Genomic DNA, 15601 nt, shown 5'->3' with positions numbered 1-15601 from the left:
TGTTGACCAACGTGCCCGATGCGGGGATCAGTTGTCGGGCAGGGCGGCCAACCGGGCGGTGAGCAGGTCGCGTTCGCGCTGGTTGCGGGTGAGGGACACGGCCCGGTCGAACTCGGCGCGCGCCTCGGCGGTGCGGCCCAGGCGGGCCAGCAGGTCGCCGCGCACGCTGGGCAGCAAGTGGTATCCGCGCAGGGCCGGTTCACCGGCGAGGCGGTCCACGAGGACGAGCGCGGGTCCGGGTCCCTCGGCCATGGAGACGGCGACCGCGCGGTTGAGCTCGACCACCGGCGAGGGCGCCCGCGCGGCCAGCAGCCCGTACAGGGTGGCGATGCGTGCCCAGTCGGTGTCCTCGTAGGTGTGCGCGTGGGCGTGACAGGCGGCGATGGCCGCCTGGAGGACGTACGGTCCCGGCGGCCCCGCCGCGAGGGCGCCCGCGCGGCCGAGCGCGTCGACTCCCCGGGCGAGCAGCAGACGGTTCCAGCGGCGCCGGTCCTGGTCGCGCAGCAGCACCGGCTCGCCGGACGGTCCGGTGCGGGCCGGCGCGCGGGCCGCCTGGAACTCCAGCAGCGAGGCGAGCCCGTGCACCTCGGGCTCCTTGGGCATCAGCCCCGACAGCAGCCGCGCGAGCCGCAGCGCGTCCTCGCACAGCCCCGGACGCAGCCAGTCGTCGCCGGCCGTGGCGGCGTAACCCTCGTTGAAGATCAGGTAGATGACGTCGAGCACGGACCCGAGACGGGCCGCGCGGTCCGGGCCGACGGGGACCTCGAAGGCGACGTTCCTCGTGGCCAGGGTGCGCTTCGCGCGCACCACCCGCTGCGCGACCGTGGGTTCGGGGGCGAGCAGGGCGCGGGCGGTCTCGGCGGTGGTCAAGCCGCCGAGCAGCCGCAGGGTGAGCGCCGTGCGGGACTCCGCGGAGAGCACCGGGTGGCAGGCGGTGAAGACCAGCCGGAGCAGGTCGTCGTCGATGTCGTCACCCTCCGCCGGCCCCGATTCCTCGGCGGCACCGGCGGAGGGCGCCGTCGTCTCCAGGTCGCGGCCGATCTCCGCGAGCTTGCGGGCGTACCGCTCGCGGCGCCTGACCAGGTCGACGGCGCGGCGCCTGGCGATGGTGGTCAGCCAGGCGCCCGGGTTGTCGGGCACCCCGTCGCGCGGCCACTGCTCCAGCGCCGCGACCAGCGCGTCCTGGGCGATCTCCTCGGCGATGCCGACGTCCCGCACGACGCGGGCGGCGGCCGCGATGACCCGCGGCGACTCCATGCGGAACACGGTCTCCACGGCACGGCGGGGGTCGGCGGGGCCGGAGCCGCCCCGCTCCCGGCCGGGGCCGGGGCGGTGCGGGCCGGGGGCGGGCTGCTCGTCGGTCACAGTCCGCCATTCGACACCCGCGCCGCCCCCGGTTCCAGTCGGGCGCGCGGGGGCCCGGTTCCGCGGGAGGAGCGGCCCGTCAGCCCTCCGCGATCTCCCGGACCTCACAGGTGATCGTCCAGTAGTCCTCGTGCACCTTCACGAACCGCTTGGTCCACTCGACCGCCTCGGCCATGTCCTTGCACTGCATGAGCGCGTAGCCGCCGACGACCTCCTTGGACTCGGCGTACGGCCCGTCGGTGACGGTGAGTTCGCCGCCCTTCCAGCTCACCTGGGTGCCCTGGTCGGCGGGGGTGAGGCCGGCCGTGTCGAGCATGACGCCGGCCTTGGTGATCTCGTCGATCAGTTCGCCCATGCGCTGCATCAGCTCGGGGCTCGGGCCGTCGGCCGGGGCGGTGGACTCGTCGACGCGGATGAACGACAGGTAGCGGGGCATGGCTGCTCCTGGTGTGTCACGGACCCACGGGAGCGGGCCCTGCGGGCGGGGCTGTTCCCCGCCTCTCACCCTTGCGTCGAACGGGCCGGGCCGGAATCGACACGCGCCGGAGAAATCCGCGGAAGTTTTTTCTGAGGCCCCGAGCCCCGGGCCCCGTGCCGCGCGGTCGCTCATTTCGGGGTCCCTTCGGAGTCCTTTCGGGGTCCCTCCAGGGTGACTCTCAGGGTCACTTCAGGGACGCCCACAGGTCGCTCGCCTCCGGCTCCTCGGCGACCACCCGGTTGGGGTTGGAGGGCGCGGTCACGACCGGCATCGTCACCGTCTTCACGTCGTCCCGCGACAGGCCCTTCAGGCTCTCGCCCAGGCTCATCAGCTCGCTCAGCGAGTCGAGCCCGGTGTCCGTCGTCAGGCTGTCGGTGAGCGCGTCGGCGACCTTGTAGAGCTTGGCCGGGTCGGTCAGCAGGTCGGACGTGGACACCTGCCCCAGCAGGGACTTCACCAGGTTCTGCTGGAGCTTGATGCGGCCGAGGTCGCTGCCGTCGCCTATGCCGTGCCGGGTGCGGGCGAGCGCCAGCGCCTGCTTGCCGTCGAGGTGGTGGGTGCCGGCCTTCAGCTTCAGGTGGCTCTTGTCGTCGTCGATGTCCTGGTCGGTGGTGACCGTGACGCCGCCGAGGGCGTTCACCAGCTTCGCGAAGCCGGAGAAGTCGATTTCGAGGTAGTGGTCCATGCGGACGTTCGTGATCGACTCGACCGTCTTCACCGCGCAGACCGGACCGCCCACCGCATAGGCGCTGTTGAACATCGCGTCGTACGCGACCGACGTGCTGCCGCCCGACGCCAGCGGGCACGACGGACGCGTGACGAGGGTGTCGCGCGGGATGCTCACGACGGTCGCGCTCGTGCGGCCCGCGTCGACGTGAACCACCATCGCGGTGTCCGAGCGCGCTCCCGAACTGCTGCCCCCGCCCAGCGACTTGTTCGCCTTGCCGCTGCGCGAGTCGGAGCCGAGCACCAGGATGTTCAGGGCACCCGTGGGCAGCGGCGCGGCCGCGTCCGACGCGCTCGGCGACGGTGTCGCCGTGGCCTTCGCGGGACGGTCGTCGCCGAGCGCGCCGTCGATGTCGACGCTCTTGATGTTGTCGTTGAGCCGCCAGTACGCGTAGCCGCCCGCCGCGATGCCGACGACGAGGACGCAGGCGAGGGAGAGACCGACGGCCTTCACCACTCGCGACCGCCGGCCCCCGCGCTGCTCTCCGTCGCCGCGCTCGCCGCGCTCCTCATGTCCCGTCACAGCCAGGAACATACGTCCGATTTTTTACAGGCAGTGACGCGGAGGGCCATTCCTTCGGAGATTCTCACGATTCTCAAGCACGCCTCATCGGCGCCGCCGCCCCGCGGAGGGCGGCGGCGGCACCGCTCAGCCCAGCGTCACCACGGGCACCGGATTGCTCCCGCTCCACGAGGCGTTGAACCCGAACGTCACCGATCCGCCGTCCGGGACGGTGCCGTTGTACCCGGCGTTCGCACAACTGACGGCGGTGCCGGACTGGGTGCACGCCGCGTTCCACGCCTGCGTGATCCTCTGCCCCGCGCCGTAGGTCCAGGTCGCCTTCCACGACGACAGCGCGGCACCCGAGCAGGAGATCCGGACCTGCCCGGTGAACCCGTTGTTCCACGCGCTCACGACCTCGTACGAGGCTGTGCAGGCACCCGTCGGCGGTGTCGTCGTACCGCCGCCCCCGAGCGCCTCGGCGATGGCCCCGTAGGCGGGCTTCGGGGCGTAGTTCTCGTCGTAGGGGGTCGCGGCGCCGTAGCCGCTGAAGACGTCCGGGATCCACGAGTCGGAGTCGGTGAAGCCCCAGACGGTGACGCCCGCGCACCGGGACACCGCGACGCACGCGGCGAACACGGCCTTGTAGTCGGCGGCCTGCTGGGTCAACTTGGCCGCTGTCGCGGGGAGTTGCATACGGACGTCCAGCTCGGTCACGGACACGTCCACGCCGAGGTCGGCGAACCGCTGGATGTTCTGCTGGAGCGTGGCGGGCACCTGGCCGAGGATCAGGTGGGCCTGGAGACCGACGCCGTCGATCGGAACGCCCTGCGCCTTCAGTGACTTGACGAGGTCGTACAGGGCGTCGCTCTTCGCCCCGACGCCCTCGACGTTGTAGTCGTTGATGTACAGCTTGGCGTCCGGGTCGGCGGCGCGTGCCCAGGTCAGCGCCTGCGCGATGTAGGAGGGGCCGAGGTTGTCGTACCAGAGGTCGGAACGGTACGTGCCGTCCTCGTTGAACGGCTCGTTCACCACGTCCCAGGACGCCACCTGGCCCCGGTAGCGGCTCACCTCGGTGGTGATGTGGTTCTGGAGCAGGGTGCTCAACTGGGCGGCGGTCCAGGTGCCGTTGGTGAGCCAGCTCGGGTTCTGGCTGTGCCAGACCAGGGTGTGCCCGCGGACCTGCTGGCCGTGCGCCCGCGCGAAGGCGACGATCTGGTCCGCCTCGCTCCAGTTGAACGTGCCCTGCGTGGGCTCGACGCTGCCCCACTTCATGGCGTTGCCGGGGGTGAGCGAGCTGAACTGCGTGCCGGCGATGTCGCCGTAGGTGCCGGTGAGCCGGGAGCCGGTGACCGCCGTGCCGATCACCTTGCCCTTGGCGGCGGCGAGGTCGCGCAACGGGGCGTCGGCGGCGTGCGCCGCGGGGGCGGCGGCGGTGAACAGGGCGAGAGCGGTGAGGGCGCCGGTGGCCAGGGCCGCCAGGCGCGTGACTAAGGAACGGGTGGCGGGAGTTCTCCCGGTCGTCCGGGGGGATGTCATCGCGGGTACCTCCGAAAGTTTCGGTCGTCCAACCGACTGACTGCGGAGGAGTGTGGGGGCGCGCGCCCCACCCGTCAAGAGACCTGACGGCCGCCCCGGCCGCCCCCGGTTCACCGGGACGGATCGCGCGGCGGCGCCGTGCTGCTGCGCACCACCAGGCTGGTGGCCAGTTCCACCCGGGTCGTCGCCGGGGTCCCGTCCTCGCGGCCGAGGTCGAGCACCAGCCGGGCGGCCGCCTCGGCCATCTCCGTGAGCGGCTGGCGCACGGTCGTCAGCGGCGGGCCGACCCAGCGGGCCACCGGCAGGTCGTCGAAGCCGACCACGCTGAGGTCGTCCGGAACCCGCAGTCCGCACTCGCGCGCCGCCTCGTAGAGGCCCAGCGCCTGGAGGTCGTTGCCCGCGAAGACGGCGGTGGGCCGGTCGGGGCGGTCCAGGAGGTCGAGGCCGAGCCGGTAGCCCGCCTCGTGGTGGAAGTCGCCCGCCTTGATCAGCGCGGGGTCCACCGGCAGCCCCGCCGTCTCCAGCGCGGCGCGGTAGCCGTCCACCCGGGCGCGGCTGCACATCATGCGCGACGGGCCGCTGATGGCGCCGATCCGGGTGTGCCCGAGGTCGACGAGGTGCCGGGTCGCGGCCAGTCCGCCCTGCCAGTTGGTGGCGCCGATGGACGGCACGTCGGCCCCCGGGTCGCCCGCCGGGTCCATCACCACGAACGGGATGGACCTGCTGGTCAGCAGGGTGCGCTGGGCGTCGTCGAGCCCCGACAGGACGAGCACCACGCCGTGCGGGCGGCGGGCCACGACCTGGTCGGCCCAGGTGCGCCCGGGGGTCAGCCGGCCCGCGCTCTCCGACAGCACGACGCTGAGACCGGCGTCCCGCGCGACGTTCTCCACGCCTCGGATGACCTCCATCGCCCACGCGCTCTCCAGCTCGTGGAAGACCAGGTCGAGCAGCGGGGAGCGGGTCGACTCGGTGCGGCGGCGCCGGTAGCCGTGGTCGCGCAGCAGCCCCTCGACGCGGGTGCGGGTCGCCGGGGCGACGTCGGCGCGGCCGTTGAGGACCTTCGAAACAGTCGGCGCGGACACACCGGCCTCGCGGGCGATCTCGGCGAGCGTCGCGGTCTGTGCCGACCGCGGTGCCGACTTCGGCGCCGACCGGGCTGCCGACCGCGCTCGCGTCTGGGTTTCAGCGGATTCCGGTGACGTCATGGCGGCGATCGTATCTCTGCGCACCCCCTTGACGACCCTTCGGTAGCGGCTTACGTTCCCAAAACATTCGAAGTGCAGCCCGAAACATTCGCGAGAGGTGCTGTCATGGGGTCCACCACGTCCAACGACGGGCGTACGTTCAGCAGGCGCTGGGTGCTCGGCGCCGGTGCCGCCACTGTCCTGACCACGGGGCTCACCGCCTGCGGCTCCAGCGACGGCTCCGGCAGCGGCGGTACGCTCACCGCCCTCGTCTACGGCGACGACGCGGTGAAGGTGCAGGTCAAAGCCGTCAACCGGTTCAACGCCTCGGCGGCCGCCAAGAAGGCCGGCGGCAAGGTCAAGCTGGAGAAGGTCCCGGGCACGGAGTACCCGGCCAAGCTGCGCACGGCGATGGGCTCCCCCAACGCGCCGGACGTGTTCTTCAACTGGGGCGGCGGCTCGATCAAGGCGTACCGCGAGGCGGACCAGCTGATCGACCTGACCGACACCATCAGGACCGACCCGGTCCTCAAGTCCGGGTTCCTGCCCTCGGTGCTCGCGGCGGGCGCGCTCGACGGACGCAACTACGGCATCCCGATGCGCGGCATGCAGCCGGTGATCCTCTTCTACAACAAGACCGTCTTCGCCGAGCACAAGCTCCAACCGCCCACCACCTGGGACCAGTTGCTCGACATCAACAGCAAGCTGAAGAAGGCCGGGATCACCCCGTTCGCGCTCGGCGGCTCCGACATCTGGCCCGAACTGATGTGGCTGGAGTACCTGGTGGACCGCATCGGCGGCCCCGCCGTCTTCGAGAAGATCAAGAACGGCGACGCGTCCGGCTGGGGAGACCCGGCGGTGCTGAAGGCCGCGCAGACCGTCCGCACGCTCATCGACGACGGCGCGTTCGGCAAGGGCTACAGCTCGGTGTCCTATACCAACGGCGGCGCGCCCGCCGTGTTCGCCAAGGGCAGGGCGGCGATGCACCTGATGGGCTCGTGGGAGTACTCGACGCAGCTCGGCAAGTTCCCCGACTTCGCGAAGAACCACCTGGGCTGGACCGCGTTCCCGACCGTCGAGGGCGGCACCGGCGACGTCCGCAACGTCGTCGGCAACCCGACCAACTACTGGTCCGTGAACAAGCGCACGGGCAACAAGGACGCCGCGATCGCCTTCCTGCGCGACTGCGCCTCGGAGACGTACGCGCGCGACCTCGTCGCCAACGGGGACATCCCCACCACGTCCAACGCGGCGAAGCTGCTGGCCAAGTCGCCCAACCCGGAGTTCGCGACCTTCCAGTACACGATGGTGCAGAAGGCGCCCGCGTTCACGCTGAGCTGGGACCAGGCCGTCGACCCCTCGGTGTCGACGCCGATGCTCACCGAGATCAACAAGCTGTTCGTGGGCAAGTCGACGCCCGAGAAGTTCGTGGCGGCGCTCAAGGCCCTGAAGTGAGCGCGGCGGACACCGCGGCGCCGGCGCACGGCGGGGGCGCGCCCGGCGCGCCCGCCGTGGCCGGCCGTGCCCCCGGCGGCGGGCGGGCACGGGCCGGGCGCCCGCACGCCGTCTGGGCGCTGCCCGCCGTGCTGTTCTTCGCGTTCTTCGCCGTCGTGCCGATGGTCCTGGCGTTCTACCTCTCCTTCACCCACTGGAACGGCCTGGGCGACCCGACCCCGGCCGGGCTCGCCAACTGGCGCAAGCTGCTGGGGGATTCACGGCTGACGCAGTCCCTGACGGTCACCGTCCTGCTGACCGCGTGCAGTTGGGCCTTCCAGACCGTCGCCGCCCTGCTGATCGGCGTCTGGGCGGCCGGGCGGCAGCGCAACCGGGCGATCCTGTCGGCGGTGTTCTTCGTGCCGTTCCTGCTGTCGTCGACGGCGATCTCGCTGCTGTTCTACGCGCTGCTCGACCCGAACTTCGGGATCATCCACCGGGACACCCTCGGCACGACGAACGGCGCCTTCCTCGCCATCGTGTTCGTCGGCGGCTGGCAGTTCGTCCCGTTCCACACGCTCCTCTACCAGGGCGGCGCCCGGCAGATCCCCGACGTGCTCTACCAGGCGGCGGCGATCGACGGGGCGGGCCGCGTACGGCAGTTCTTCTCCATCACGCTGCCCCAGCTGCGCACCACGGCGACGACGTCCGGGGTGCTCATGGTGGTCGGTTCGCTCACCTACTTCGAGACGGTGCTGATCCTGACCCAGGGCGGCCCCGGCACCGACACGGCGATCCTGCCGTACCTCATGTACGAGGCGGGCTTCAAGAGTTACGACTTCGGCTACGCGAGCGCCGTCGCGTCGTTCCTGGTGGTGGCGGCGACCGCGCTGTCCCTGCTGCTGGTGCGGCTGACCGGTTTCGGAGCCATGCGCAGTACACGGGAAGGGATGTGACGGAGTGTCACACAGCACACTGCCGCGTCCGGTGACCGAGGCGCAGGCGCCTCCCCCGCCGCCGGCCGCGCCCCGGCGCCGGCCCTGGCGGCGGCGCGGGAACCCGCTGGCGGGCCTCGGCGCCGTGGTGTGGCTCGCGGTCGTGATCGTCCCGATCTACGCGATGATCTCCGCGTCCCTCACCCGCCAGGACAAGGCGCTGGGCCACAACGCCCTCACCCCGCCCACCGATCCGACCTTCGAGAACTACGACACCGTCCTGCACAACGGCTTCGGGCACTTCCTCGCCAACACGGCGATCGTCGCCGGGGCGGTCGTCGGCATCGTCCTGGTGCTGTGCGTGCCGCTCTCGTACGTCGCCGTGCGCACCCGCGACCGCTGGTCCGGCGCGGCCTTCCGGCTGTTCCTGCTGGGCGTGGCGATCCCCGCCCAGGCGGTCGTCGTCCCGCTCTACCTGATGATCGCCAAGCTGAACCTCTACGACAGCCTGCTCGCGGTGATCCTGCCGACGGCGGCCTTCGCGATGCCCGTCTCGGTCCTGATCCTCACCGGCACCCTGCGGGACGTCTCGGAGGACCTGTACGAGGCGATGGCCCTGGACGGCGCCTCGCCCGTCCGCATGCTGTTCCAGCTCGTGATCCCGCTGACCAAGGGCGGCATCGGGACCGTCGTGATCTACTCCGCGCTCCAGGCGTGGAACGGCTTCCTGTTCCCGCTGATCTTCACGCAGTCCGACGGGCCGCGCGTGCTCACCCTCGGACTGTTCAACTACATCAGCCAGTTCGGCGTGAACATCCCCGCCCTGCTCGCCTCGGTCGTCCTCTCCGGCGTCCCGATCTTCGCCGTCTACCTGGTGGCCCGGCGCGCGCTCGTCGGCGGCCTGATGGGCGTGGGCGGCAAGTGACCGGGGCGCGCCGCCCCCGCCGCTGAGGCGGCCCGTCCGGCCGGCCCGCCCCACGGGCGGCGTCCCGGCCGGACGCCCGCCGGGCCCCCACCGCCGCCCCGGCAGCGTCCGTCGGAGCGCCCTCGCGACCCGCACCCGCCCGGCCGCGCGTCCGGCGAACCACCCCTCCCCCGAACGGAGTTCCATGACCACCGCCCCCTGGCGCGACCCCGCGCTGTCCCCGGCCGCCCGTGTCGACGACCTCCTCCCCCGGATGACCCTGGAGGAGAAGACCGCCCAGCTCTACGGGGTGTGGGTGGGCGCCACCGACGGCGGCGCCGTCGCCCCCCACCAGAGCGACATGACACCGCCGGGCGCCTGGCCCGACCTGATCGCGCACGGACTCGGCCAGCTCACCCGGTCGTTCGGCACCGTCCCGGTGGACCCGACGGCGGGCGCCCGCGCACTCGCCCGCACCCAGCGGGAGATCGCCGCCGCCAACCGGTTCGGCATCCCCGCCGTCGCCCACGAGGAGTGCCTGGCCGGCTTCACCGCCTGGGGCGCCACCGCCTACCCGGTGCCACTGGCGTGGGGCGCGAGCTTCGACCCCGCGCTCGTCGGGGAGATGGGCCGCCGCATCGGCGCCGACCTGCGCGCGGCCGGCGTCCACCAGGGGCTCGCGCCCGTCCTGGACGTCGTGCGGGACCCCCGCTGGGGGCGGGTCGAGGAGACCATCGGCGAGGACCCGTACCTGGTCGGCACGGTGGGAGCCGCCTACGTCAAGGGACTTGAGGCGGCGGGCGTCGTGGCGACCCTCAAGCACTTCGCCGGGTACGCGTCCTCCGTCGGCGCCCGCAACCTCGCCCCCGTCCGGGCCGGGGTGCGGGAGTTCGCCGACGTGACGCTGGTGCCGTTCGAGATGGCCCTGCGCGAGGGCGGCGCGCGGTCGGTGATGGCGGCCTACAACGAGACGGACGGCGTCCCGGCGTCCGCCGACCCGGAGCTGCTGACCGAACTCCTGCGGGAGCGCTGGGGGTTCACCGGCACGGTCGTCTCCGACTACTTCGGACTCGGCTTCCTGCGCACCCTGCACCGCGTCGCCGGCACCCCCGCCGAGGCGGCCCACGCGGCCCTCGCGGCGGGCGTCGACGTCGAACTGCCCACCCCCGACTGCTACGGCGCCCCCCTGGCCGATGCCGTCCGCGCGGGCACGGTCCCGGAGGAGCTGGTGGACCGGGCGGTGCGCCGGGTGCTGCTCCAGAAGTGCGAACTGGGCCTCCTGGACGAGGACTGGCGGCCGGAGCCGGCCGGCCCCGGTGACCTGGACCTGGACCCCTCCGCGAACCGCGCGCTGGCCCGCCGGCTCGCCGAGGAGTCCGTGGTGCTGCTGGACAACCCGGCGGGCGTGCTGCCGCTGGCCCCCGACGCGCGTGTGGCGGTGGTGGGCCCGCGGGCCGACGACGCGCTCGCGATGCTCGGCTGCTACTCCTTCCCGTCGCACGTGGGCACCCACCACCCGGACATCCCGCTCGGCATCGACGTACCGACCCTCCTCGACGCCCTGCGCGCCGAACTCCCGGACTCCAAGCTGACGTTCACCGAGGGCTGCGACGTCTCGGGGCCCGGCACCGACGGCATCGCCGAGGCGGTCGCGCGGGCGTCCGAGGCGGACGTCGTCGTGGTCGCGCTCGGCGACCGGGCCGGACTGTTCGGCAGGGGCACCTCCGGCGAGGGCTGCGACGTGGGGGACCTCGAACTCCCGGGCGTTCAGGGAGAGTTGCTCGACGCCCTGTGCGACACCGGCGTGCCCGTCGTCCTGGTGCTGCTCACAGGCCGCCCCTACGCGCTGGGGCGCTGGCGGGAGCGCTGGGGCGCGGCCGTCCAGGCGTTCTTCCCGGGCGAGGAGGGCGGCCCCGCCCTCGCGGGCGTCCTGTCCGGCAGGGTCGCCCCGTCGGGCCGCCTCCCGGTGAGCGTGCCGCGCTCGCCCGGCGGCCAGCCGTGGACGTACCTCCAGCCGCCGCTGGGCCTGGCGAGCGAGGTCAGCAGCCTGGACCCGACCCCGCTGTTCCCGTTCGGCCACGGCCGCGGGTACACCACGTTCGCGTGGGAACCGGCGCCCGGGGAGGACGGGTCGGCGGCCGTCGCCACCGACGGCACGCACGAGGTGGCGTTGACCGTCCGCAACACCGGCGACCGCGCGGGCACGGAGGTCGTCCAGCTCTACCTGCACGACCCGGTCGCCTCGGTCACCCGCCCCGACGTCCGCCTGATCGGCTACCGCCGTGTGGAGCTGGAGGCGGGGGCGGCCGCCCGGGTGGCGTTCGCCTTCCACGCGGACCTGTCCGCGTTCACCGACCGCACCGGGCGCCGCGTGGTCGAACCGGGTGCGCTGGAACTCCGGTTGGCCGCGTCCACGACGGACGTCCGGCACATGGAACACATCACCCTGACGGGGCCGACGCGAGTCCTGGGCCCGGACCGGGAGTTGTTCTGCGGGACGAAGGTGACGGAGGTGACGCAGGCGTAGGTCTCCGGCCGGGGCCGGGCACCGCGACCGGCGGCACATCGCCCCGGGTACCCGGCCCTCGGCCCGCGGCGCCGCGCTCGCCGAACCGGACGGATCCGCACAACGGGGTGTTCCCGCCGCCGGGTCGGGCACCCCGGCCGGGTCGGCCGGGTCCACATCGGGCCGGGCCCCGTCGGGAACACCGGGCCGGCCGTCTCCGCGTCCGTGTCCGGCGCGTGGCAGCGCGGTCCCCGGCACGCAGGACGCCGACCGGGGCTCAGCCCCCGTCGACCGCCTCGAACCGCCAGCGGTGCACCGTGCGGGTCACCAACTCGCCGTCAGGTTCCGGCAGTTCGGGCAGGTCGGCGTCGTACTCCGCGTCCCACCAGGTGATGACGAGGACGCGGTCCTGCGGGGCGCGCAGGGTCTCGCGCCGCAGGGGCGTCGCGGGGAGGTCCTGGGCGCGGGTCCATGCCAGCAGGTCGTCCCCCCGGCCGGGAACCGCGCGGGCCTCCCACATCAGGGCGACCGTCATGAGTAGAGGTTCTCCCCGCTGATCTCGTGCGCGTGGTCGTGGTCGTGGTCGTGGTCGTGCGGGTGGCCGCGGCCCGGGACGTGCGGGTCGGTCACCGGCAGAGAGGAGTCCGCCGACAGGTCCCAGTCGGACGGAGTCCGGTTGCGGGCGACCATCTCCGCGCCGAGGGCCGCGACCATCGCGCCGTTGTCCGTGCACAGCTTGGGCCGCGGCACGCGCAGCCGGATGCCGGCCTTCTCGCAGCGCTCCTGGGCCAGCGCCCGCAGCCGCGTGTTGGCCGCGACGCCGCCGCCGATCATCAGGTGGTCCACGCCCTGGTCCTTGCAGGCGCGGACGGCCTTGCGGGTCAGCACGTCGACCACCGCCTCCTGGAAGGAGGCGGCGACGTCCCGCACGGGCACGTCCTCGCCGGACGCGCGCCTCGCCTCGATCCAGCGGGCCACAGCCGTCTTCAGCCCCGAGAAGGAGAAGTCGTACAGCGGGTCGCGCGACCCGGTGAGACCGCGCGGGAAGGCGATGGCGTTCGGGTCGCCCTCGCGCGCGTACCGGTCGATGACCGGACCGCCGGGGAAGCCCAGGTTCAGCACGCGGGCGATCTTGTCGAACGCCTCGCCCGCCGCGTCGTCGATGGTCGCGCCCATCGGCCGGACGTCCGCGGTGATGTCGGTGGACAGCAGCAGCGAGGAGTGGCCGCCGGACACCAGGAGCGCCATCGTCGGCTCGGGCAGCGGCCCGTGCTCCAGCTGGTCGACGCAGATGTGCGAGGCGAGGTGGTTGACGCCGTACAGCGGCTTGCCGAGCGCGTAGGCGTACGCCTTCGCGGCGGACACGCCGACGAGCAGCGCGCCCGCGAGGCCGGGGCCGGCGGTGACGGCGACGCCGTCGAGGTCGCGGGGGCTCACGCCCGCGTCCTTCAGCGCCCGCTCGATGGTGGGCACCATCGCCTCCAGGTGGGCGCGGGAGGCCACCTCGGGCACGACACCGCCGAAGCGGGCGTGCTCGTCGACGCTGGAGGCGATCGCGTCGGCGAGCAGGGTGGTGCCGCGGACGATGCCGACGCCGGTCTCGTCGCAGGACGTCTCGATGCCGAGAACGAGCGGCTCGTCGCGTGAGTCAGCCATGGATGTCGGTTCCTTGCACGTCGGTTCCCTGTACGGAGTTCGCGGGGTCGGTCAGGCGCATGACCAGCGCGTCGATGTTGCCCGGCTGGTAGTAGCCGCGCCGGAAGCCCATGGGGACGAACCCGAAGCGCTCGTACAGCTTCTGGGCGCGGACGTTGTCGACGCGCACCTCCAGCAGTACCTCGCCGCACTCGAAGGCGGTCGCGGCGCGCAGCAGTTCGGTCAGCAGCCGGCCGCCGAGGCCCGTGCCCCAGTGGTCGGCGGCGACGGCGATGGTCTGGACGTCGGCGAGGTCACCGGCGGCGGCGAGCCCGGCGTACCCGACGAGGCGGTCGCCGTCGACGGCGACGACGTAGCGCCGGGTGGCCTCGGCGCCGCGCGCGTGGGCCAGTTCGGACCAGAACATGCCGCGCGACCAGGCGTCCTCGGGGAACAGTTCCTTTTCGAGGCGCAGCACCGGATCGATGTCCCACCAGCGCATCTCGCGCAGTACGGGCGCGTCGGGGCCGGCGGCCTCGCTCTGCGGGCCGGTCACTTGGGGGTGACCACCTTGTAGTTCTTGGGCACCTGCGCGTCGGGGCGGCGCAGGTAGAGGGGGCGTGGCGGCGGGAGTTCGTCGCCGCGCGCCAGCCGTTCCGCGGCGAGGGCGGCGAGCGCGGCGGCGGAGACGTGCTCGGGGGCGCGGGCGTCGGGGAACGTGTCCGGGTAGAGCAGCGCGCCCGCGCCGACGGCGGGCAGCCCGGCGACCTCGTCGGCGATGTCGGCGGGACGGTCGACCGCCGGTCCGGTCAGCGGGGTGCGGGGGTCGGCGTACCGCGCCCAGTACACCTCCTTGCGGCGGGCGTCCGTCGCGACGACGAACGGTCCGTCCACGTCGGCTGCGTACGCGAGGGCGTCGAGGGTGCACACGCCGTGCACGGGGACGCCGAGCGCGAACCCGAAGGTGTCGGCGGTGGCGAGGCCGACGCGCAGACCGGTGTACGGGCCGGGGCCGACGCCGACGACGACGCCCGTGACGGCGTCGATCCTCAGCCCCGCCTCGGCGAGGACGCGGTCCACGGCCGGCAGCAGCAGCTCGCCGTGGCGGCGCGCGTCCACCTGGCTCGACGAGGCGACGACGGCGTCCCCGTCGTGCAGGGCGACGGTCACGGCGGGGGTGGCGGTATCCAGAGCGAGCAAGAGCACGCAAACAGCCTACGGCTCCCGCGCACCGGGCATGGCCGCCCGGGGCGGACCGCCCGCACTGCTACGGTCACCCAGAGGTACCGGACGGTCACAGTGGGGAGTGAGGCGAGGGTGGCAGACAGCAGCTCGGGAATGGTGGTGGCCGGACTCACCACGGTGGCCGTCGCGACGGTCGGCGTCCTCGCCTTCCAGGCGTACGCGACCGTCCCGGCCGGCGTCGGCCGCGCCGCGAAGAGCGTCCCCACCGCCGCCGTCGCCTCGAAGGCGCCGCGCGACCGGAGGAACCCCACCGCGCTGCCGGCCTCGTCGGGCACGGGCGAGCGGGTCGTCTACTCGGTGGACGACGACCGGGTCTGGCTGGTGAGCGCGCGGGGCAGGGTGCTGCGGACCTTCAAGGTGGCCCCGGGCAGCGTGGACCCGGCGCCCGACAGCTACTCGGTCGACTCGCGCTCCAACGCGGTCACCGGCACCGACGGGGCGCCCATCGAGCACGTGGTGCGGTTCGCGAGCGTGGACGGGATCGCCATCGGGTTCAGCGCGGCGGTCCGCCCGCCGCAGACGCGGCCGGCCCCGGACGACAGGACCGGCGGCATCCGCGAGTCACGGGCCGACGGCGAGGCGATGTGGCAGTTCGCGACGATCGGCCAGCGGGTCGTCGTCATCCGCTGACGCCGGCAACGGCGACGACGCCGGGCGCACGCGGCGGTCGGACCGGGACGGTCAGGCCGCCTCGCGGCGTGCGCCGGGGGTCTCGCCCGGCGCCTGGGCGGCGGCGGCACCGCGCCGGGCACCCGCGACCGCCCGCCGCTCGCCCGCGCGCGCCGCGCCGTCGGCACGGTCGCCGCTCGCGGCGCGCTCGTCGTGGGTCGGCGGGGTCGAGACCGCCCGCGCGGCGGCGCCCGCCGCCAGCAGGTCGCGCAGGGGCACCCCGGTCGCCGCGAAGGGCGTCCCGTCTCGTTCCGTGGCCGGCATGTGCGCCTCCTGAGCGTCGGGGGCGGTCGTGGTTAGGTGTACCTAACTACGGGCTGGATACCATGTGACCACGGGCGGGGCGCCCGGCGCAATATCTTCCCGACGCCTTGTCGGAACGTTCAGGTGAACGTACGAACGCATCGCCGTGCATGCCCTGTGTCCGGGCGCGACGACCCGCCCGGCGGACGCGCGGTACCGCCGCCGGGCGGGTCGTG

Annotated in this window: 15 protein-coding genes; 5 read left to right on the top strand and 10 right to left on the bottom strand. The window is 73.4% G+C overall.

Annotated elements, in window-relative coordinates; translation table 11 throughout:
* Positions 1-27: 27 nt before the first annotated feature.
* The 5 genes from ACFZA0_RS22640 to ACFZA0_RS22620 all read right to left on the bottom strand — a co-directional run bounded on the left by ACFZA0_RS22640 (position 28) and on the right by ACFZA0_RS22620 (position 5815).
* The gene (locus ACFZA0_RS22640; RefSeq protein WP_391019820.1) at positions 28-1365 is read right to left on the bottom strand and encodes a sigma-70 family RNA polymerase sigma factor; all 1338 of its coding nucleotides are present in this window, start codon (positions 1363-1365) and stop codon (positions 28-30) included.
* Positions 1366-1444: 79 nt separating this feature from the next.
* Complete coding sequence (locus ACFZA0_RS22635) at positions 1445-1801, bottom strand: YciI family protein (protein WP_391019817.1); 357 nt, start codon at positions 1799-1801, stop codon at positions 1445-1447.
* A gap of 226 nt (positions 1802-2027) precedes the next feature.
* Positions 2028-3104: an LCP family protein gene (locus ACFZA0_RS22630; protein ID WP_391019815.1), complete on the bottom strand. Its 1077-nt coding sequence runs from the start codon at positions 3102-3104 to the stop codon at positions 2028-2030.
* A 114-nt stretch (positions 3105-3218) separates the two neighbouring features.
* The gene (locus ACFZA0_RS22625; protein ID WP_391019812.1) at positions 3219-4610 is read right to left on the bottom strand and encodes an endo-1,4-beta-xylanase; all 1392 of its coding nucleotides are present in this window, start codon (positions 4608-4610) and stop codon (positions 3219-3221) included.
* Positions 4611-4720: 110 nt separating this feature from the next.
* Positions 4721-5815, bottom strand: coding sequence for a substrate-binding domain-containing protein (locus tag ACFZA0_RS22620; RefSeq protein ID WP_391019809.1), 1095 nt, complete (start codon positions 5813-5815; stop codon positions 4721-4723).
* A 105-nt stretch (positions 5816-5920) separates the two neighbouring features.
* On the opposite strand from ACFZA0_RS22620, the gene ACFZA0_RS22615 reads away from it, so the two are divergent.
* From ACFZA0_RS22615 to ACFZA0_RS22600, 4 genes are all read left to right on the top strand, one after another.
* On the top strand, positions 5921-7249 hold the full coding sequence (locus tag ACFZA0_RS22615) for an extracellular solute-binding protein (RefSeq protein WP_391019807.1): 1329 nt from the start codon (positions 5921-5923) through the stop codon (positions 7247-7249).
* Between the two features lie 56 nt (positions 7250-7305).
* Positions 7306-8184 (top strand): ABC transporter permease subunit, encoded by an 879-nt coding sequence (locus ACFZA0_RS22610; RefSeq protein ID WP_391020272.1) that lies wholly within the window; start codon positions 7306-7308, stop codon positions 8182-8184.
* Between the two features lie 4 nt (positions 8185-8188).
* The gene (locus ACFZA0_RS22605) at positions 8189-9088 is read left to right on the top strand and encodes an ABC transporter permease subunit (protein ID WP_391019804.1); all 900 of its coding nucleotides are present in this window, start codon (positions 8189-8191) and stop codon (positions 9086-9088) included.
* Between the two features lie 184 nt (positions 9089-9272).
* On the top strand, positions 9273-11594 hold the full coding sequence (locus tag ACFZA0_RS22600; RefSeq protein ID WP_391019802.1) for a glycoside hydrolase family 3 N-terminal domain-containing protein: 2322 nt from the start codon (positions 9273-9275) through the stop codon (positions 11592-11594).
* Positions 11595-11850: 256 nt separating this feature from the next.
* Here the strand turns inward: ACFZA0_RS22600 and ACFZA0_RS22595 are convergent, their stop codons facing one another.
* From ACFZA0_RS22595 to tsaB, 4 genes are read right to left on the bottom strand one after another with little or no spacing between them, the layout of a single operon-like run.
* Positions 11851-12108, bottom strand: a complete 258-nt coding sequence (locus ACFZA0_RS22595) for a hypothetical protein (RefSeq protein ID WP_391019799.1) — start codon at positions 12106-12108, stop codon at positions 11851-11853.
* Positions 12105-13229 (bottom strand): tRNA (adenosine(37)-N6)-threonylcarbamoyltransferase complex transferase subunit TsaD, encoded by a 1125-nt coding sequence (gene tsaD, locus ACFZA0_RS22590; protein ID WP_391019796.1) that lies wholly within the window; start codon positions 13227-13229, stop codon positions 12105-12107. Before tsaD ends, ACFZA0_RS22595 begins: the two co-directional genes overlap by 4 nt.
* The gene (gene rimI / locus ACFZA0_RS22585; RefSeq protein WP_391020269.1) at positions 13222-13710 is read right to left on the bottom strand and encodes a ribosomal protein S18-alanine N-acetyltransferase; all 489 of its coding nucleotides are present in this window, start codon (positions 13708-13710) and stop codon (positions 13222-13224) included. Before rimI ends, tsaD begins: the two co-directional genes overlap by 8 nt.
* Positions 13711-13760: 50 nt before the next feature.
* Positions 13761-14414, bottom strand: a complete 654-nt coding sequence (gene tsaB, locus ACFZA0_RS22580) for a tRNA (adenosine(37)-N6)-threonylcarbamoyltransferase complex dimerization subunit type 1 TsaB (protein ID WP_391019793.1) — start codon at positions 14412-14414, stop codon at positions 13761-13763.
* A gap of 111 nt (positions 14415-14525) precedes the next feature.
* On the opposite strand from tsaB, the gene ACFZA0_RS22575 reads away from it, so the two are divergent.
* Positions 14526-15083: a hypothetical protein gene (locus ACFZA0_RS22575; protein ID WP_391019791.1), complete on the top strand. Its 558-nt coding sequence runs from the start codon at positions 14526-14528 to the stop codon at positions 15081-15083.
* Between the two features lie 51 nt (positions 15084-15134).
* On the opposite strand, the gene ACFZA0_RS22570 is transcribed toward ACFZA0_RS22575, so the two are convergent.
* The gene (locus tag ACFZA0_RS22570; protein ID WP_391019788.1) at positions 15135-15386 is read right to left on the bottom strand and encodes a hypothetical protein; all 252 of its coding nucleotides are present in this window, start codon (positions 15384-15386) and stop codon (positions 15135-15137) included.
* Positions 15387-15601: the final 215 nt, after the last annotated feature.

This window comes from Streptomyces sp. NPDC008150 (assembly GCF_042956945.1).
Taxonomy (GTDB): Bacteria; Actinomycetota; Actinomycetes; order Streptomycetales; family Streptomycetaceae; genus Streptomyces.
The sequence above is the reverse complement of the archived record's forward strand: the minus strand, read 5'-3'. Positions and strand labels throughout refer to the sequence as shown.

Excerpts from the sequence above, each read along its gene's own strand:
- ACFZA0_RS22615 (WP_391019807.1), top strand. The coding sequence starts at position 5,921 with ATGGGGTCCACCACGTCCAACGACGGGCGTACGTTCAGCAGGCGCTGG.
- ACFZA0_RS22570 (WP_391019788.1), bottom strand. The coding sequence starts at position 15,386 with ATGCCGGCCACGGAACGAGACGGGACGCCCTTCGCGGCGACCGGGGTG.
- rimI (WP_391020269.1), bottom strand. The coding sequence starts at position 13,710 with ATGCGCTGGTGGGACATCGATCCGGTGCTGCGCCTCGAAAAGGAACTG.
- ACFZA0_RS22630 (WP_391019815.1), bottom strand. The coding sequence starts at position 3,104 with ATGTTCCTGGCTGTGACGGGACATGAGGAGCGCGGCGAGCGCGGCGAC.
- ACFZA0_RS22625 (WP_391019812.1), bottom strand. The coding sequence starts at position 4,610 with ATGACATCCCCCCGGACGACCGGGAGAACTCCCGCCACCCGTTCCTTA.
- ACFZA0_RS22600 (WP_391019802.1), top strand. The coding sequence starts at position 9,273 with ATGACCACCGCCCCCTGGCGCGACCCCGCGCTGTCCCCGGCCGCCCGT.
- ACFZA0_RS22595 (WP_391019799.1), bottom strand. The coding sequence starts at position 12,108 with ATGACGGTCGCCCTGATGTGGGAGGCCCGCGCGGTTCCCGGCCGGGGG.
- ACFZA0_RS22635 (WP_391019817.1), bottom strand. The coding sequence starts at position 1,801 with ATGCCCCGCTACCTGTCGTTCATCCGCGTCGACGAGTCCACCGCCCCG.
- ACFZA0_RS22620 (WP_391019809.1), bottom strand. The coding sequence starts at position 5,815 with ATGACGTCACCGGAATCCGCTGAAACCCAGACGCGAGCGCGGTCGGCA.
- tsaD (WP_391019796.1), bottom strand. The coding sequence starts at position 13,229 with ATGGCTGACTCACGCGACGAGCCGCTCGTTCTCGGCATCGAGACGTCC.